At 63.0% G+C, this 18,482-nt stretch carries 18 protein-coding genes; 6 read left to right on the forward strand and 12 right to left on the reverse strand.

Annotated features, from left to right (window positions below):
• The first annotated feature begins 12 nt into the window (after positions 1-12).
• From B7Y49_RS08860 to B7Y49_RS08870, 3 genes are all read left to right on the forward strand, one after another.
• Positions 13-351, forward strand: coding sequence for an antibiotic biosynthesis monooxygenase (locus tag B7Y49_RS08860; RefSeq protein ID WP_374127225.1), 339 nt, complete (start codon positions 13-15; stop codon positions 349-351).
• Positions 348-1,655, forward strand: a complete 1,308-nt coding sequence (locus tag B7Y49_RS08865; protein WP_374127226.1) for an MFS transporter — start codon at positions 348-350, stop codon at positions 1,653-1,655. Before B7Y49_RS08860 ends, B7Y49_RS08865 begins: the two co-directional genes overlap by 4 nt.
• Positions 1,656-1,892: 237 nt before the next feature.
• Complete coding sequence (locus B7Y49_RS08870; RefSeq protein ID WP_374127227.1) at positions 1,893-2,780, forward strand: LysR substrate-binding domain-containing protein; 888 nt, start codon at positions 1,893-1,895, stop codon at positions 2,778-2,780.
• A 28-nt stretch (positions 2,781-2,808) separates the two neighbouring features.
• Here B7Y49_RS08870 and B7Y49_RS08875 read toward each other — a convergent pair whose 3' ends face one another.
• Entirely contained in the window at positions 2,809-3,264 is a 456-nt protein-coding gene (locus B7Y49_RS08875) for a peptidylprolyl isomerase (protein ID WP_374127228.1), read from the reverse strand.
• A gap of 185 nt (positions 3,265-3,449) precedes the next feature.
• Between B7Y49_RS08875 and mgtE the strand changes: the two genes are divergently transcribed.
• Together mgtE and B7Y49_RS08885 are read left to right on the forward strand one after the other, a co-directional pair.
• Positions 3,450-4,859 (forward strand): magnesium transporter, encoded by a 1,410-nt coding sequence (gene mgtE, locus B7Y49_RS08880; RefSeq protein ID WP_374127229.1) that lies wholly within the window; start codon positions 3,450-3,452, stop codon positions 4,857-4,859.
• Positions 4,860-4,898: 39 nt separating this feature from the next.
• Complete coding sequence (locus B7Y49_RS08885) at positions 4,899-5,303, forward strand: DUF1489 family protein (protein WP_374127230.1); 405 nt, start codon at positions 4,899-4,901, stop codon at positions 5,301-5,303.
• Here the strand turns inward: B7Y49_RS08885 and B7Y49_RS08890 are convergent.
• From B7Y49_RS08890 to B7Y49_RS08915, 6 genes are all read right to left on the reverse strand, one after another.
• Positions 5,295-5,990, reverse strand: coding sequence for a head GIN domain-containing protein (locus B7Y49_RS08890; RefSeq protein ID WP_374127231.1), 696 nt, complete (start codon positions 5,988-5,990; stop codon positions 5,295-5,297). The two genes, B7Y49_RS08885 and B7Y49_RS08890, sit on opposite strands and share 9 nt — an antisense overlap.
• Before the next feature lie 49 nt (positions 5,991-6,039).
• On the reverse strand, positions 6,040-6,780 hold the full coding sequence (locus B7Y49_RS08895) for a head GIN domain-containing protein (RefSeq protein ID WP_374127232.1): 741 nt from the start codon (positions 6,778-6,780) through the stop codon (positions 6,040-6,042).
• 127 nt (positions 6,781-6,907) lie between these two features.
• Positions 6,908-7,441 carry a CarD family transcriptional regulator gene (locus B7Y49_RS08900; RefSeq protein ID WP_374127233.1) on the reverse strand — a complete coding sequence of 178 codons (534 nt, stop codon included), beginning with the start codon at positions 7,439-7,441 and terminating at the stop codon, positions 6,908-6,910.
• Positions 7,442-7,688: 247 nt separating this feature from the next.
• On the reverse strand, positions 7,689-8,027 hold the full coding sequence (gene fdxA / locus B7Y49_RS08905) for a ferredoxin family protein (RefSeq protein WP_374127234.1): 339 nt from the start codon (positions 8,025-8,027) through the stop codon (positions 7,689-7,691).
• A 56-nt stretch (positions 8,028-8,083) separates the two neighbouring features.
• The gene (locus B7Y49_RS08910; RefSeq protein WP_374127235.1) at positions 8,084-8,377 is read right to left on the reverse strand and encodes an RNA-binding S4 domain-containing protein; all 294 of its coding nucleotides are present in this window, start codon (positions 8,375-8,377) and stop codon (positions 8,084-8,086) included.
• A 6-nt stretch (positions 8,378-8,383) separates the two neighbouring features.
• On the reverse strand, positions 8,384-10,894 hold the full coding sequence (locus B7Y49_RS08915; protein WP_374127236.1) for a helicase-related protein: 2,511 nt from the start codon (positions 10,892-10,894) through the stop codon (positions 8,384-8,386).
• A gap of 273 nt (positions 10,895-11,167) precedes the next feature.
• Here B7Y49_RS08915 and B7Y49_RS08920 point away from each other — a divergent pair, with 273 nt between their 5' ends.
• On the forward strand, positions 11,168-12,445 hold the full coding sequence (locus tag B7Y49_RS08920; protein WP_374127237.1) for a M23 family metallopeptidase: 1,278 nt from the start codon (positions 11,168-11,170) through the stop codon (positions 12,443-12,445).
• A 63-nt stretch (positions 12,446-12,508) separates the two neighbouring features.
• On the opposite strand, the gene B7Y49_RS08925 is transcribed toward B7Y49_RS08920, so the two are convergent.
• The 5 genes from B7Y49_RS08925 to B7Y49_RS08945 form a co-directional block, all read right to left on the reverse strand.
• Entirely contained in the window at positions 12,509-14,131 is a 1,623-nt protein-coding gene (locus B7Y49_RS08925; protein WP_374127348.1) for an ATP-binding protein, read from the reverse strand.
• Between the two features lie 140 nt (positions 14,132-14,271).
• Positions 14,272-14,988, reverse strand: a complete 717-nt coding sequence (locus B7Y49_RS08930) for a TIGR02186 family protein (RefSeq protein WP_374127349.1) — start codon at positions 14,986-14,988, stop codon at positions 14,272-14,274.
• A 41-nt stretch (positions 14,989-15,029) separates the two neighbouring features.
• Complete coding sequence (locus B7Y49_RS08935; protein ID WP_374127238.1) at positions 15,030-15,944, reverse strand: sulfite exporter TauE/SafE family protein; 915 nt, start codon at positions 15,942-15,944, stop codon at positions 15,030-15,032.
• A 57-nt stretch (positions 15,945-16,001) separates the two neighbouring features.
• Positions 16,002-16,613, reverse strand: a complete 612-nt coding sequence (locus B7Y49_RS08940; RefSeq protein ID WP_374127239.1) for a hypothetical protein — start codon at positions 16,611-16,613, stop codon at positions 16,002-16,004.
• Between the two features lie 428 nt (positions 16,614-17,041).
• Entirely contained in the window at positions 17,042-18,445 is a 1,404-nt protein-coding gene (locus B7Y49_RS08945; protein ID WP_374127240.1) for a glycosyl transferase family protein, read from the reverse strand.
• Positions 18,446-18,482 lie beyond the last annotated feature (37 nt).

The following is an 18,482-nucleotide window of genomic DNA, read 5'->3' on the forward strand; positions in this document are numbered from 1 at the left end:
TAATCGGGGCCAATGCACAAGCGCGTGGGCCAGATCGCCGTGATCTTCGTGTCGGTACGGACCGAGGAGGATGATGCGGGTTATGCAGCCGCAGCCGCTGCGATGGATGCGCTGGCAGCAGAACAACCGGGCTATCGCGGCATGGAGAGCGTGCGCGGCGATGACCGGCTGGGCATTACCGTCAGCTATTGGGCCGATGATGCGAGCGCCAAGGCCTGGCGTGACCACCCCGATCACAAGGCAATCCGCGATCTGGGCCGCGCGCGCTGGTATCAACGCTATGATCTGGTCGTTGCTGAAGTGACGCGTGATTATGACTGGCAACGCGATCGGCAGGGCCGGGCAGCATGACTCTGCCCAAGATCACGGACCGCGATTTCGCTCTGATGTTCCTCGTGATGCTCACCATCGCTGCGGGCAATACCGGGCTGCAATCGATCCTGCCGGCGCTTGGCCGGTCGCTGAAAGTGGCCGATAGCGGCGTCGCCGCCGCCTTCTCTGTCTCGGCGCTGTTATGGGTGATCGCGGCGCCCTATTGGGCAAAACGATCGGACCAGCATGGCAGGCGGGCAATGATCTTGCTCGGCATGGTCGGATTTGCCGTCTCGCTGGGGCTGTGCGGGCTGTTCCTGATGGCCGGGATTAATGGCTGGATCAGCGGCACCTTGGCGTTTCTGCTCTTCATTGGTGGTCGGCTGATCTACGGCACCTTCGGTGCCGCCGCGCCACCCGCCGTCCAGGCGCTGATCGCCGGGCGCACGACGCGCGAGGAACGCACCAAGGCACTGACCTTGCTCGGCTCCGCTTTCGGCCTGGGGACGATCCTGGGGCCGGCGATTGCGCCCTATCTGATCCTCGGCTGGATCGGGTCAGTCCATATCGGGCTCGCCGGACCTGCATTGATCTTCTCGGTTTTTGGCGCGGCAATGGTTGTGACGGTATACCGGATGTTGCCCGATGATCGCGGCCAGCCGATCGAACATGCCGCAGCGCCCAACGCCTATCCTTCCATCGCCGGGCAAAGCAGTGGCGCGAGCATAACCGCAGCGACCGCGCCCAGCAGCGAACAGGTGAAGTTTACCGATCCCCGCATCCGGGGCTGGATGATCGCCGGACTGGTGATGGGCCACGCGCAGACGATGACGGGGCAGGCGATCGGCTTTCTGGTCATCGATCGGTTGGGACTTTCGCCGATCGATGCACTGCAGCCAACGGGACTCGTGCTGATCATGGGCGCAGGCGCGGCTCTATTGGCGCAGTGGGGCATTATTCCGATCCTGAACCTCGATCCCCGCCGCCTGATGTTGGTGGGGTTGGCGATTGCGGCGGTGGGAACGGTGATGACAGGGATCGCGACATCGCTTTACGGCATCGCCTTATCTTTTGCGCTCGCTTCGCTTGGCTTCGGATTTACGCGACCGGGCTTTACTTCGGGTGCGTCGCTGGCGGTGGGGGCGGAGGGGCAGGGATCAGTGGCAGGCAAGGTGACGTCGATCAACGGCGCGGCCTATGTGCTTGGGCCCTCGATTGGTGTTGGCCTGTACGAGGTTTTCAAACCGCTGCCTTATGTCGTAGCGGGATTTGCATTGGCTTTGCTGTTCATTGTCGCTTGGCGACAGCTCAAGAACAGCCCCGATCCCGGCGCCGAAATCTGACAAGCATTCTGCCGCCGGTACAAAAAAAGGCCGACCCCCAAAGGGATCGGCCATGAAAGTTTTAGGAGAGGATGCCTGAAAGGCACATCCTATGTGCAGTGCAGCAGAAAATTGTGCAAGTGCGAAATGAATAACCGCGATTGCGAATCTTGCAATTGGATCTGGTATTTGGCGCAATCGCTCTGATAATCGTTGACGCCGAATTGCGATGATGCACCGCGCCAGGGAGGAGTCGTTTTGCGCAGATTACCGCCGCTGACCGCGATCGAAGCTTTCGTCCAAGTGGCCCGGTTGGGCTCCGTCAAGGCCGCCGCTCAGGATCTGGCGCTGTCAGCCCCTGCCCTTAGCCGCCGGGTCCAGGCGCTTGAACGCTTCATTGGCAAGCCATTGTTTGATCGTCGGCACCAGTCGATGGACCTGAATAGCGATGGCGAGCGGTTGATCGCGCAGATTGCGCCTGCGCTCGATATCTTGTCCGACGCTGTCGAAACACTAACGAGCGGTGATGTGCTCAGGCTGCGGCTGGGCGTGCTCCCGCTGTTCGCGACTCAACGCTTGTTTCCAAGACTACCGGCGCTTCGGTCAATGCATCCCGATCTTCATCTGGACATCGACACGGCCGGCCATGGTACGACTCGGCTGGGCGAGGGGCTCGACGCGGCGATCGTCTTGCAGCGCGATGTCGATCCAGCGCTCTATGCCTATCGGCTCGATCGCAACACGATCTACGTGATCGGCGCGCGGGAGATGATGACCGGCGACTCGCCAATCGTCGAACCGCGCCAGCTCGCCGGGCTAACCGCACTGGTTCACCGCGACATTCCCGATACCTTCGCGACCTGGTGCAACGCCGCCGGGCTACCCGAGCTTGAACCCCGCGCGATTGACCATTTCGATTCGGGGGCGCTGATGCTCGAGGCAGTGGCGCAAGGCCTAGGCGTTGCCTTCATGCACGCGAATCATTTCAACGATGCGCACGATCCACGGCTTGTCCGGCTGTTCGATATCGAAGTCGAAAGCCCCTACAGCTATTGGTTTGTATGCCGACCCCGCGCGCTGCAACAGCGCCCGGTGAAACTGTTCCATGATTGGCTGATCGATGCATTGGGGGCACCCGGCACCTGATCCGGATGCCCCCCGCTGTTCGAAAAGGTCAGGCAGCGCGCATCGAGACGATCTTGCCGGGGCTACGCGGCGGCTCGCCCTTGGGCAGCGAATCGATATGCTCCATACCGTCGGTGACCTGGCCCCAAACAGTATATTGACCATCTAGGAAGCGCGCATCGTCAAAGCAGACGAAAAACTGGCTGTTGGCGCTGTTGGGCGCCGACGATCGCGCCATCGAGCAAACCCCGCGGATATGCGGTTCCTTGCTGAATTCGGCCTTGAGGTCGGGATTTTCCGATCCGCCCATTCCGGTACCGGTCGGATCGCCGCCCTGCGCCATAAAGCCTGGAATCACCCGGTGAAAAATCACGCCATCATAAAAGCCTTGATTGGCCAACGTGCCGATCCGCTCGACATGGCCCGGCGCCAGATCGGGGCGCAGCTTGATCGTCACGTCGCCGGTTTCCAGCGTCATCGTCAGGGTTTCGAAATGATCTGCCATTGGGCATCCTTTGTTCGGGGAAAAATGATGACGCGGCCCTAGCGATGCTAGGGCTTGGTGGCAAATGACAGTCCACGCGTCGCGCACGCCACCGCTGTCGCCGCCCGATCCCGCACGGCATTGGCATTGCTGGCACACAACGGTAGAGCCCAAGGCTGCAACGCCAAGCCGAGGGAGGTCGAATGATGAGCGAGACCGATCTTGGCCATGCCGATCTGAGCGGCAACGACAGCAACCAGCTCGATTCGGACGATATGCTGAAGCCCGAATTCGTCCGCGCCGTGCTCGATGCGGTCGATCAGGGCGACACCGAAGGGGCCCGCGCCCTCGTCGAGCCGCTGCACCCGGCGGACATCGCCGATCTGTTCGAGCTCGTGCCCGCTGATCAACGCGCCGCGCTCGCAACTGCGATCACCGATCTGCTTGATGGCGATGTGTTCGCCGAAATGAACGATTACGTGCGTGAAGCGCTGATCGATGCGCTCGATCCGGCGCAGGTCGCGGGCATCGCCGCCGAACTCGATACCGACGATGCCGTCGCGATCATCGAGGACATGGAGGAGAGCGACCAGCGTGCAGTGCTGCGCGCGCTTGATCCCGATGATCGCGCCGCGATTGAGGAAGCGCTTTCCTATCCGGAGGAATCCGCCGGCCGCCTGATGCAGCGCGAGCTGATCGCGGTGCCCGAACATTGGACCGTCGGCGATGTGCTTGATTATCTCCGCGGCAACGACGATCTGACAACCGATTTCTGGGAAATCTTCGTCGTCGATCCAGCCCATAAGCCGGTCGGCACCTGCCAGCTTTCCTGGATCATGCGCACGCCGCGCTCGGTGGCGATGGCTGACGTCATGAAGCGTGAACAGACGCTCATCCCCGTCGACATGGATCAGGAAGAGGTGGCGCTTCGCTTCCAGAAATACGCGCTGATCTCCGCCGCGGTCACCGATCTCAGCGGGCGGCTGGTCGGCATGATCACTGTCGACGATGTCGTCCACATCATCAGCCAGGAGGCCGGCGAGGATATTCTACGACTGTCAGGCGCGGGTGAGGGCGACATCAACGAGCCCGTGATCGAAAGCTACAAGACGCGGGTCCGCTGGCTGATCGCCAATTTGTTCACCGCGCTGCTGGCCTCCTCGATCATCGCGCTGTTTGAAGGCACGATCGCCAAAATGGTGGCGCTGGCGACGCTGATGCCGATTGTTGCGGGCGTGGGCGGCAATGCGGGTACGCAGACAATGGCCGTTACGGTGCGCGCGATCGCGACCAATCAGCTGACCGATTCGAACACCTGGCGCACGATCCGCCGCGAGATCAGGGTCGCGCTGCTTAACGGGGCGACGATCGCGGTGGTTATCGGCACGGGGGTGACGATTGTTTTCCAGAACCCGCAATTGGGCGCGGTCATTGCCGCCGCGATGATGACGAACATTCTCGTCGCCGGGTTGGCAGGCGTGCTGGTGCCCGTGACGCTTGATCGGATGCGTACCGATCCTGCCGTTTCATCGTCGATCTTCGTGACGATGACGACCGATTCGATGGGTTTTTTCGCTTTTCTGGGTCTCGCAACGCTCACCGGTTTGACCGGCTGACTTGACGCCCCGGCCCATGCGCCGCACGCAGAAGTGACCATGCCGCTTCACTTGACCAAGGTCGCGTTCGGCGCGACCGGCACCGATCATCTCGCCGAACGCCTGCTTGCCCGCGCCGCGCTGGGACCGCTGTTTCTAACGACGCGTTACCTCCCCAAGCGGCATCAGGAGATCGCCGGGCAGGGTTCGCTGTTCTGGATCATCAAGCATCAGTTGATTGCGCGGTCGCCGATCACCGGTTTCGGTGAGGCGGAGGGCGGCAAGGTCGCGATCCTGCTCGATCCGCATCTCGTCCTCGTCAGCGCCGTGCCGAAACGCGCGCATCAGGGCTGGCGTTATCTGGAAGGCGCCGATGCACCCGCCGATCTGATTGGCGATGCGACCGATATCGATCAGATGCCGCCTGCGCTGATGAGCAAGCTGGCCGCGCTCGCCTTATTGTGATCCGCAGCTGATCGGGCCGCCGCCGGCCGATTTGACCTTGCAGGCCGGTTTGCCGACGACGACGATCGCGCCGAGGCCGCTCGACGTGACATCAGCGGTGTACCGCGCGTTCAGCCGCAATTCGCCATTGCCTTCGGACCGGGCGATCAGATCATTGGTCACAAGGCTGCTTGCATCAATTGTACCCGGGCCCGATAACTGAAACCGCGCCCGACCCGCTCGCCCGGCCAGCGTCATCGTGCCCGCACCAATGACGGTGGCGACCAGCTGATCTCCTTCAAGCCCCTGCACGGTGATCGCGCCCGCACCGTTCACGGCCACATCGAGCCGCTGCCCGGCCATGCGGGCCACTGCGAGCCGCCCGCCGCCATTGACGTTGGCCGATCGCAAAACCGGCGTGCTGAGCGTGACGACAAGCGGAATTTTGGGCGAGGGTGGGTTTTCGCCCACCGCCAGCGGCCGGGCACGCACGATCAGGGTCTGTCCCTCAACCGTCAATGTCAGCGTATCAAGTGCGCGTTCGTCTCCTGTCGCGCGCCCGCTGGGGGGCTTGCCGGTCGCCAGCTTTACCTCATACGGCCCCTCAATCCGGATCCGTTCGAAACTGCCGATTGAATAGTTTCGGTCCGCGGCAACGGCCGGGACCGCGAACAGGATCAACGCAACAAAAATCGGGATACGGGCCATAACGTTGCATCGCACCGTTCCAATCCGGTCGACAAGCCCCGCGGCAGATTTACTTGCCGCAGGAAACGTCGCCCGATCCGAGCTTGCTCGTCGTGCAGGTGGCGTTGCTGCCCATGTCGACATCGCCCGACCCCAGGATCGATACGGTTGCCGGGCCATTGACGTCAGCGGAAATGCTGCCTGATCCGGCGATCGATGCATCGGCCGAACTTGCCTTTACGCCGCCCGCCTTGATGTCACCCGATCCGGCAATCGACATCGACAGCTTGTCGGCGGCGCCGCTGGCGGTGATTTCGCCTGATCCGGCAATGTTGAACTCGGCCGATTTCACCTTGAGCGCGGCGATGGTGATACTGCCTGAGCCTGCGTTCGATGCCTCGAACTTATCGCCTTCGGCGGCGCCGACCGTCATGTCGCCCGAGCCCGCGACATTCGCCGCATCCAACTTTGGCAAGGTGACGTAGATCTTTGCACCTTTGTAGGAGCCCCAGTTGAAGCTGGGATCGGACTTACGGCCGATTTTGAGCGTGGTGCCGTCGCGCTCGATCTTCAAGCGGTCGAGCACTTCGCTCGGCCCTTCGGCGCGAACCGAAAAAGTGCTGGCGAGCTTGATGTCAACATCGTCCGATCCGCGCAGCGAGACGCCGGTAAAGTCGGCGACGTCAAAGGTCCGCGAGGTGCCGCTGCCGTTAGCGGCAACACCGCCAGCGTCTTCAGAAAAGCTGATGCCCGAACAGGCGGCGAGCGGCAGCAACGCCGATACCAAAGCGATGAGTTTCAAGTTGCGCATCGGTGATCCCTCATTGTGTATTGTTCTAATAACACACCGAGGCTTATCACGCAAATGAAAAGGGGCGGCCGTTGCCGACCGCCCCCTTTCCTCAATCCCCGTTCCACAACCGAACCAGTGAACCGGATCAAGCCGGTTCCTTGTCCTTGTTGTGGATGGCCGCAGCCTTGCGCAGAATCTCAAGGATTTTTTCCTGCGCGGTCGGCTCGTCGACCTGCTCCATCGCTGCCAGTTCGCGGGCGAGGCGGCTGGTGGCCGCTTCGAAGATCTGGCGTTCGGAATAGCTCTGCTCGGGCTGGTCATCGGCACGGAACAGATCGCGGACCACTTCGGCAATCGACACCAGGTCGCCCGAATTGATCTTGGCTTCATATTCCTGCGCCCGGCGCGACCACATCGTCCGCTTGACGCGCGGCTTGCCGGTCAGCGTATCAAGGGCTTCACGCAGGGTTTTGTCGGATGACAATTTACGCATACCGACGCTTTCCGCCTTGTTGGTCGGCACACGCAGCGTCATGCGTTCTTTCTCGAAACGCAGCACATAAAGTTCCAGCTGCATGCCGGCGATTTCCTGCCGTTGCAGTTCGATTACACGGCCAACGCCGTGCTTTGGGTAAACAACATAGTCACCGACGTCGAAGGACAGCGCCTTGGCAGCCATTCTGTTGAGCCTTTCCGTGATCATGGCCCCGGGGGATGCGCGCTTGCGGCCTTAGCGGTCGGCGCGATCGGGGCGGTGTGCGTGCAGTTCTCCGTAGCAGCGATGCGCAATGGCACCGCCGTCCTGCAGTGTTTAACATAGTCGTCACAAAATTACCAGCCGAGCGAAATGCTCGCCTGTGGAAAACCCACGCAACGCCAATCGTCCGGCGCCCTCACCATCCTGATGGGGCGATCCGAGTGGTCGGTCAGTCGCCCTGGCCGGGTTCGGGCGAAAACAGTTCTTCGAACTTGCCTTTGCGGCCCTTGAAGTCATCGGCATCGGCAGGTGCTTCGCGCTTCCGCGTGATGTTGGGCCACTCGGCGGAAAATTTGGTGTTGATCTCCAGCCACTTCTCCAGACCGCTCTCGGTATCGGGCAGGATCGCTTCGGCCGGGCACTCAGGCTCGCAAACGCCGCAATCGATGCATTCGCTGGGGTTGATCACCAGCATATTCTCGCCTTCATAGAAGCAATCGACCGGGCACACCTCGACACAGTCCATATATTTGCAACGGATGCAGGCGTCGGTGACGACGTAGGTCATGCTTCAATAACTCCCCTTGGCTGGTTCGCCCCTGCTATGCGTGCGCCCCGTACCCGTCAACTCTGCTCGACAAGATCGGTGCACAGCAACGCCGCTTCGGTCGCCGGACCGCGTCGCACCGGAAGCTTCTCGACACGAAGTACCCGTACCGCGCCATTCTGGACCATCGCGATGACCGATCCTGTGCGCACCGGGGTATGGGCTCGATCGACCCGGCGTCCATCGAGCCGGATCGCGCCACTTTCGGAGAGTGCCTGTGCGGCGCTGCGCGAGCGGGTGAGCCGGGCGAACCACAAAAACTTGTCGATCCGCATCGTCGGCGAAGGTTCGCTCGCAACCATGCCCGGCATTGCCGCTTAGCCCTGATGCCCGCTGGTGAGCTGGCGAAGCGCCGCAAAGGCATTGTCGCGCGGTGCCGTGATGGCCGACTTCACTCGGGCTGGCCGACCGCGCCACACCCAGCGCGAGACGCCCGCCTCGGGTTCGGCGGCACGAAAGCCGAGTTGCGCCATCAACCGATCCATCGTCGCCGGTGCCAAGCCAATCGATGTCGCCATGGCCGAATCGGGTGCAAATGGCGCCTTGCCAGCGCGCGCTTCATGCGCGGCTCGGGCAATGCGTTCCACCAGGTCAACCCGCACAGCCTGTCCGCCAATCTCGCGAAAGCCAAAGCCAGCGGCGTTACCAAGCACACCGCGCGCCAGCACGGTTGCCCCCGGCAGCGGCAACGGTGGCATCGACGCCCCTGATCGCGCCGCGATCAACGCCTGCCGCCAACGCGCGGCGCCGGGTTTCAGCAGGCGTGGGTCGAACAGATCAAGCGCCCCGATCACGATGCCGGCCTTGCGCAATCGCTGGCGATCACCTGCCTGCAAGCCATCAATCGCGTCCCCAAGCGGCAATCGGGCAGCAAGGCCAGCGCCCTGCACCAAAGTGGCCGCTACCACCCGCAGCGGCGCCGACGCTGCCGCATCGCGACCAATCGCCTCCAGCGCCACCAGCGCGGCAACATGCCGGGCGAGTTGCGCCGCCACCCACCCCTCGAGCCGGGTCCGCACCCGCTCGCGCAGCGCGGGATCAAGGCAATCAAGCGCGCGATCAAGCTCGATACGGGGCCGTGCGAGCGATGCCCCAGGCTTCAGCACGCCAACGGTCCATCCGGACCAGACAATGATCGGTTGATCGCCTGGCGCGAGCGACAGCGCCGCCTCCGCCGCATCGGCAAGCGCCGCGCCCCGCCGGGCACGCTCGCCGCCAAGCCTTTTCTCGGCCGCTGCGAGCAGCAGCCTTTTGTCAGACGCACGCGCATCGGCAGCAACCACGAAGCGAAATCCTTCAAGCCGACCGATCAGCTGATCCTCGACAAGGACCGATCCGTCGTCCGCCACGGTCACCGCCAACGCGCTCGCATCTGCCCCCAGCTGCCGCATCAGCACGGTCGTGCGGCGATCGACGAAACGCTGGGTCAGCCGATCATGCAGGGCATCGGACAGCCGCTCCTCAAGAGCGCGCGTTCGATCTGCCCAGTGCGCGGGATCGGCCATCCAGTCGGCGTGGTTGGCGATATAGGCCCAGCTGCGCGCTGCCGCGATCCGCCCCGCAATCGTCTCGACATCGCCCGCGACATTGTCGAGCCGGGCAATTTCGGCCGCAAACCAGTCATGTGGAATATGGCCGTTTCCTTCGGACAAATGGCCATAAACGCGCGCTACGAACCGCGTGTGCGGATCAACGCCAAGCTTGCGGAAATCGGGCAGGCCGCACGCCGCCCAGAACCGATTGACCATCGTGCTGCCCCGCGTCCGCGCGCGTACGCCATCTTCTTCGGCAAGCCGTTTGAGCACCGCCAAATCGATCGATTCAGGGGCCGCGCGCAATACCGGCGAAAGCGGCTTTTGCTCAAGATCGGCAACCAGATCATCGATGCTGGCGGTCGCTGGCTGGCCATTGCGCCAATAGAGATGCTCGAGTCGCGGAAAGCGATGCTCCTCAATGGCAAGCACTTCCTCAGGGGTAAAGGCACCCGGCCCCTCCTCGCTCAGCGCACCAAAAGTCCCGTCGCGCTGGTGCCGCCCGGCGCGCCCCGCAATCTGCGCCATTTCCGCAACCGTCAGGCGGCGCTGGCGGTGCCCGTCGAACTTGCGAAGCGATGCAAAGGCGACATGGGCGACATCCATATTGAGCCCCATGCCGATTGCATCGGTGGCGACCAAATAATCGACCTCGCCCGCCTGGAACATCGCCACCTGGGCGTTGCGGGTGCGTGGCGAGAGCGCGCCCATCACCACGGCGGCACCACCGCGCAGCCGCCGCAGCATCTCAGCAACGGCATAAACCTCTTCGGCGGAAAAGGCGACGATCACGGAGCGCTTGGGCAGCCGGGAAATCTTGCGCGCGCCGGCATAGCTGAGCGTCGAAAAGCGCGGTCGAGAGAGAATGTCGGCATCGGGCACCAATGTCTTGATCATCGGTCGCAGCGCTTCCGATCCCAGCACCATGGTTTCTTCACGCCCCCGCGCCCGCAACAGGCGATCGGTAAAGACATGGCCGCGCTCCGCATCGGCCCCCAGTTGCGCCTCATCAATGCCGACAAACGCGAGATCCTTGTCGATCGGCATGCTTTCGGCGGTGCACAGGAACCAGCGGGCATCGCGCGGGACGATCTTCTCTTCGCCGGTGATCAGCGCCACCTGCCCGGCACCCTTGATTTTCACCACCCGATCATAGACTTCTCGCGCCAGCAGCCGCAACGGAAAGCCGATCATGCCGCTCGAATGGCCGCACATCCGCTCAATCGCGAGATGCGTCTTGCCGGTATTGGTCGGGCCCAAAACGGCGGTGACCGGGCGGGTGGCATGTCCAGTCATGATGGACCCAAGATCGCGTGGCAAAGGCGCCAGCGCAACCGCCCTGACCATGAAAAATCTTCGTTAACGATTTTCGCAAGTTAAGCGCAGAAATCCGCCAGTCAGGGGGGTGGTGCAGCGGCGCTGACTTTTGGCCGCGCGATCGCCCCGCAAACCCGTCCCGACCGTTTCGAAGAGTTCCGCCATCGAATCGCGCAGATTGATTGGGCGCCTGACCTCGGCGCGCAAATCGGCTCGGCGACCTGGTGGCGCGGCGCCGCCACTTGCACGGCCTTGATCGCCGCGACCTGCTATATGTCGCCCGGGCTCGACAATCCGCTGATCGGTGCGACACCAGCACCACTGGAAGGATCGGCGTGGGAAGCATCGCGCGCACAAGCGATTACGCCGCTGGGGCTTGGTGCCAATACGGGTCGGCGAATCGCCGCCAATGATCTGGTTGCACCGCTGGCCGAAACCCCCGAACGCCCGATCATCGAACTGGCAGCGACGCTCGGCAGCGGCGACAGCTTCTCGCGCGTTTTGACTCGCGCCGGCGTGGCCCGTGATGAAGCCGCCACGGTCGCCGATATGGTGGCACGCGCTGTATCCCTGTCAGCAATCAGACCCGGCACCCAACTGGCGATGACCCTGGGGCGTCGGCCAAGCCGCGACGTACCCCGCCCGCTCGATAATCTGCGCTTCCGGGCGCGGTTCGACCTCAACGTGTCGGTCGCCCGCACCAATGGTCAACTGGTGATGACGCCCGAACCGATCGCGATCGACAACACACCGCTGCGCATTCGCGGCGTGGTGGGGCAGAGCCTGTACCGTTCCGCTCGGGCGGCAGGGGCCCCCGCCAAGGCCGTCGAGGCCTATATTCGCGCCCTTGCAAGCCGCCTGTCGATCGGCCGTGACGTTCAGGCGAGCAACGTTTTCGATCTCGTCATCCGCCAGGCCCGTGCCGCAACCGGCGAAGTCCAGATCGGCGAGTTATTGTATGCCGGGCTAGAACGGGACAATAAAAAGGTGCAGCTCGTCCGTTGGGGCGAGGGCAAGGGCGGCCAATGGTTTGAAGCATCAGGCGTCGGCGAACGCCGCGGCGTAATGGCAACGCCGGTCGCTGGCCGGATGACATCGGGCTATGGCGTGCGGTTTCATCCGATCATGCGGATGATGCGGATGCACAAGGGTGTCGATTATGGTGCCCCCTATGGCGCGCCGATTCGCGCGTCGATGGATGGTATAGTCGCGCTCGCCGGGCGCAGCCGCGGCTATGGCAATTTCGTGAAGCTGGCGCATGCTGGGGGTCTGGCCACGGGCTATGGCCATATGAGCCGGATCGCGGTTCGTTCGGGCACGCGCGTCGCGCAAGGGCAGATCATCGGCTATGTCGGATCAACCGGCATGTCGACCGGCCCGCACCTTCATTACGAAGTGTGGCGCAATGGTGTGGCCGTGAACCCGCGCAATATGACCTTCACACAAGTGGCGCAGCTTTCAGGATCAGCGTTGCGCGCGTTCAAGGCGCGCGTGGCCGCGTTGCTGGCCGTCAAACCCGGGGCACGCTGACCTCAATTCGGTGCTGATTGGCGACACGACCGGGAATTGACGGGCACCGTCATCGATACTTGATCAGTGACCCTGGGATCGCCAGCGCTTGATGGTACGCGCGATGATCTGATCTTCCTGCCCCACTTCCCGCCATAGTTGCGAGAAGAGCGGGTCTTCGGAAGCCGGGCGGCGGTCCTCGGCCAGCGAATCGAACGACACTCGGATCGGCACCGCGACACCTTCGCCGCAGACGATGCACTCGCGATTGCGCAACGCGGGGATGACGTCGAGGAAACCACGCGCACCTTCAGGCATGGCGGCGCGCACAAAAGCCTGATCGCGATCATTGTTCAAGCGCATTGCGATGATCGTGCCGCATTGCGACAGCACGCCTTCGGCCAGATCGGACGGCCGCTGCGTAATCAACCCCAGCGACACGCCGTATTTGCGGCCTTCCTTCGCGATCCGGCTGAGAATCCGGCCGACCGAGGTCATGTTATCGGCTGCTGGAATGTAACGATGCGCCTCTTCGCAGACGAGCAGAATCGGACGCTGCGGCTCGTTGCGTGACCAGATCGCGAAATCGAACACCATCCGCGCCAGCACCGCGACGACGACGGCGGTAATTTCAGAAGGCACACCCGACACGTCGATGATCGAGATCGGCTTGCCGTCCCCCGGCAGGCGAAACACGCGTTCGATGAACCCCGCCATCGTATCGGCGACCAGCATGCCCGAAAACATGAAACCATAACGAGGATCGGCCTTTACCTCATCGATCTTGGTCTTCAGTCGCAGATAGGGGGCGGTATCGCCCGCCCGGTCCATCTTGCCCATTTCCAGCGTGATCAGATTGGTCAGATCGCTGAGCAGATAGGGGATCGGCGCATCGACCGTCAGCTTCGAAATCTCTTGCCCCAGACGTCCCTTTGCGCGCGCCATCAACAGGCATTTGGCGAGGATATCGGAGTCGATCTGGCGTTCTGACCCGTGGCTGGTGACGAACACTTCGCAATGTTCCTCAAAATTCATCAGCCAGTACGGCATCTGCAGATTGGATACGTCGTAGATCGCACCATTGGTCTTGAAGGCGGCGGCATATTCGCCGTGCGGATCGACCATCACAATATGACCTTGCGGTGCCATATCGCAGATGCGGTGCAGGATCAGCGCAGCCGATGTCGACTTACCTGTTCCGGTCGAGCCGAGCAGCGCGAAATGCTTGCCGAGCAGCGCATCGATGTACAGCGCCGCCCGAATGTCGCGCGTCGGATAGACGGTGCCGATCTCGATATTGGCGCGATCATCGGCGGCATAAATTTGCTTCAGGTCAGCGGTAGACACAGGATACACCGCGCAGCCCGGCATCGGATAACGCGTGACGCCGCGCCGGAACTTATAGAGCTTGCCGGTCAGCTTTTCCTCATCGCCCTCACCAAGAAAATCGATGGCCGCGATGATGTGGTCGCCGTGATCACCCTGCCCGTCAGCGAGCTTCAACGAACGGATATTGGCGATGAGCCAGGTGCTCCCGATCCGCATCTTGACCTGCGCACCGACCTGCCCGGCCGATGCGATCACCGGATCAGCGCTTTGTGCCAGCCGATCGAGCGCCACGCTATCGAGCAGGATCTGGCTGCTCGATCCGGCGATCTCGAACACAACACCAATCCCGCTCGCCGTCTCGGTTTGTGGGTTGCCCATAATCGCGGGCGACGCCGCCTGACGATCGGTGTCAAAGGCGCTGAACTGGGCGCTGTCATTCATGAAGAGGTGATCCCCGGCCGTGGCGAACCCGGATCATGCACGGTGATTCGTAAAAATACCGTGTTCGTAACGACTGTTTAGAAGCGGCGGGCGATCCAGCCGGCGCTCCAGCCCAGCAGTACCGACAACGCCACCGCGGCCAGCCCATAAGCAAAGGCATTACGATCCGCAGCGCGCGCCACGAACCGCTCAAATCCCGATTTACGGATGTCGATATCGCGTACCGCCGCCGCCAGCACGCGGCCGTCGCGGATCAGGAAAGTCTCAGCTGTAAAACGGCCTACCGGCACGCGGGCAGGAATACGCAGCCGGGCGCGATAGAGCACGCGATCCGCGATCTCCACAGCACGGGGCGCCTCATAATAAAGCCCCGTGCGTCGCTTGAGAGCCACCAGCCCTTGGGCAAAGCGCGACTGTTCGGCACTTGGCGTATTGCTGCCGGGCGAAAGCTGCAGGCTATCGAGCCCCAGTTCATAAATCGCTCTAGTACGATCATCGACCAGCGTATCGATCGGCCGCGAGGAGGCTATCGCGTAAAAGGACGGTGCTGACAAATAGCGCATCCGCGCGGCATTCACCCAGATTCCAGCGATCTTTTGCTTTTCGCGCACCAGAATCGACTGCGACGGGCCCTTGACGACGACCACGATATCGGCGTCACGCTCGGTCGGCACGCGCCCGCCGGGATAGAGGATCGCGCCGAACAGCAGCAACTCCGCACCGGTGAAGCTGTAGGCAATCTCGATATCGCGCTGTGACACGTCGGGCACAAGCACGGGCTTTGCCTGCGCCATCAGCAACGGCGACGCCATGGCCAGCGCCAGCAACGCCCACTTCACGTCAACTCGACCGAATAGAGCTCATCCGGGCGGAAACCCAGACCAATCGCCACCCGGAAAGCAACCAGCAGCACGATGATGGCCAGCGCCAGCCGCAGATATTCCGGCTTCACGCGACTTGCGAGCCGGGCACCAACCTGCGCCCCAACCACCGAGCCGAACAGCAACAGTGCGGCGAGCACGATATCGACCGCCTTGGTCGTCATGGCATGCACCATCGTTGCCGTGGCGGTGACGAACAATGTTTGGAACAGCGAAGTGCCCACCACCACCTGCGTCGTCATACCGATCAGGTACAGCATCGCGGGCACGAGGATGAAGCCGCCGCCAATGCCAAGCAGGATCGTAAGAATGCCAACGAAAAAACCGAGCATCAGCGGTGCAAGCGGCGAAATATAGAGGCCCGACCGGTAAAAACGCGTCCGCAGCGGCAGTGCCGCGACCAGTGGATGATGCCGCCTTGTCCGCGCGCGGACCGTAACCCCGGACTGGATCGCGCGAATGCTCAGCACCGATTCGCGGGCCATCATCGTGCCGATCGAGCCGAGCAGCAGCACATAGATGATCGCGATCACCGTATCGATCTGGCCGCTCGCTTGAAGCAGCTGGAAGATCCATGCCCCCACAAACGAGCCGACCACACCGCCTGCCACGAGCACGCCGCCCATTTTCACATCCACGCCATTGCGCCGGAAATGCGCGAACACGCCCGAAACGCTTGCCCCCGTCACTTGGCTGGCGGCCGATGCCGCAGCGACAGTGGGCGGAATACCATAAACGATCAGCAACGGCGTCGTCAGAAATCCGCCGCCCACGCCGAACATGCCCGACAACAGGCCCACCCCGCCGCCGAGCAGGATGATGACGAGCGCATTTACGCTCAGATTGGCGATGGGCAGGTAAACGTCCATGTGGATACCCGCGATATCCCTTTCGGGCGCACGGCGGAAGGACCGACGCGCGCGATGCTAGAAATCGGTGCCAATCGACAGCGCCGGACCCGATCCTGGCCGTGCATTACCCGCCACACGCTGCCGCCAGTCAAGTGACAGACGGACCCGGTTCGCGCCGATCGGGAGGCGCGCGCCAATCGACGGGCCAAGGTCAAGCCGGGCGGCACCGGGCTGGATCGCCCCCCAGCTCCCGCCCCCCAGATCGATCGGGGTGCCTGCGATCATTGCCACTCGCCGGTTGATCCGCACCGCGCCATCGGCATAACCAATAATGGTCGTGCGCTTGATAAGACCGGCCTGACCATAGCCTTCCAACCAAAAGCCCTGCCCGACTGGTAGTGGCCCCGCGCCGCCTACCAGCCCCAGCGAGGGCCCGCCTGCCGCATCGTTGATGCCGATCCGTTGTTCGGCGACAAGCCGAACGGGCAGGCGGGTTGGCCGCCATTCAATGCCGATCGCCCCTTCCTGCCCCGATCCGCCCAGGGGACTGGCGATGCGCCCGACAATGGCCACCCGCCGCGCCGCGCCAAGCGCATAGGCCAGCCGCAATCCCGTCTGGCTGCCGCCAAGCTGGCTACCCGACAAACTGGCGCCGAGGCCCCGGCCATCGCGAACAACAAGCCACAAGCTGCCCGACCAGCGCGATGGCAATGGGGTGAGCTTCCCGCCATGGTCAGCCGGATTGTGGGGGACGATGGTGGTAGCTGACGGCGCTACCGCAGCCCGTGCGACCGGCTCAGCGATACCGACAGGCGTGGTGATATGGGCGACCCGATGCCGATCGGATGGTTGGTTGAAGGAGTCCTGGCGAACCGGACTGCGCGGAGGAACTTGGCGAGAACCGCGCCCGCCTTGCCGGTTAATTGCGATTATTGCCGTTCCCACTATCGCCGTTCGCACTATCGCCGGTTGGCCAGCGTCGCGTGGTGCTACCGCGCGAACATTTGGCCGCAACGCAGTGCGCGTGCCGGGTTGTGGCAAGAGCATCGTCACGCGCACTGCCACCCACGCCCCAAGCACGACGGCAAGGAACCGGATCGCATTGCCGCGCGCAATCACCGTGCTTGTCCGCCAGCGAGCTCGGGGAAAACATGTGCCGTCTTGTCCCATTCAAGTGCCGACCCCCGCAGCATCGCCACATAGCGGATGATTGCCCGCCGGGCCGCAAGCAGCGCGATGATGTTGGCCACCAGCGCGCGCGGAACCGACCATAGCCCCTCCCGCCAGCCATAGGCCGCCGTCGTAAAGGCAGCGCGCATGGCCAGCCGCCAGCCAAGCAACAGCGCATTGGCGGCGATGACAAACTCGGGAAGCGGCAGCGGCGCAGGCGCCGTGCCCAACAAGGCATGGCTCAACAGGGACAGCGCAGTGGCGACCAGCGTTAGGTAGGCAGCGGCCAGCACCAGCACGGCCAGCGGCCCGCGCCGATCACGCATGCGCATCCAGTGATCTCCCCAGGCGAACCGGCGCCCCCAGCCGATCCGATCCCAACCCGCCAGCGCAATCCCGATCATCCAGCGGGCCTTTTGGCGAACAGCGGCGTTCAACGTCGACGGGAAATAGGCGCGAACCGCCACCACCGGGCCACCCCGATATTCATGCACGCGCGCCATGATCGATTGGCCACCCAGGGCGGCGACATGCAGGCCCAGTTCGTAATCTTCGGTCAGGCTCTGGGCATCAAACGGCTCGCCGCCGCGCGCCGCCGCCACGACCTCCAACAGCGCGCGCGATATGGCGCAACCAACCCCGGCTAGCGGCAGTCCGACGCCAAGCGCCTGGCGGACGACGAGCTGCTTGGCATGCGATTCGGCAAATTCGTCGCAATAATGGCCCGATATCAGCCGTGATCCGCCCTGAACCAAGGGCAACACAGGGAGTTGCACCGCCGCGTACCGGCCGATCAATCGATCGAACAGACGCAGTTCGTGCGGGTGAACGACATCTTCTGCGTCATGAAGCACAATCGCCCGCGCCCGATCACCCCCTTCAGCTTCATCGCGCGCCAGTGCGTGCCAAAGAGCATTCAGATTGGCAGCCTTGGTCGTCGGGCCGGGATCATCGCCGATCACCAGCCTGATGCGCGCATCGCGCAGCGCGATCGCCGCGACTGCATCCGTCGTCGCCGGATCATTGGGATAGGTACCGACATAAATACTGTAATTGGGATGATCGAACCGCGCGAGCGCTGCTTCGAGCATGGCGCCGATCACATTGGCCTCATCCCATGCGGCAACAAATACCACGATCCGGCCCTGCGGCTCGGGTGCGGCAAAATCGGCGAGCGTGGGCACGGGCACGCGCGGCCTTGCCTGGTGCCGCCAGCCAGTGCGGATCAGGAATACAATATCAACGGCGAGATCATCGATCCCGCCAATTGCGATGCCAATAACGGCAAACAGCAAGGATTCGCGCGCGATGAAATCGACGAGCGCGATGCCACCCCCAAAGTCGATCAACCGCGATTCCCCCGATTCGGACCGACCAGAGTTGTTC

The organism is Sphingomonas sp. 28-62-11 (assembly GCF_002278865.1).
In the GTDB taxonomy this organism is placed as follows: domain Bacteria; phylum Pseudomonadota; class Alphaproteobacteria; order Sphingomonadales; family Sphingomonadaceae; genus Sphingomonas.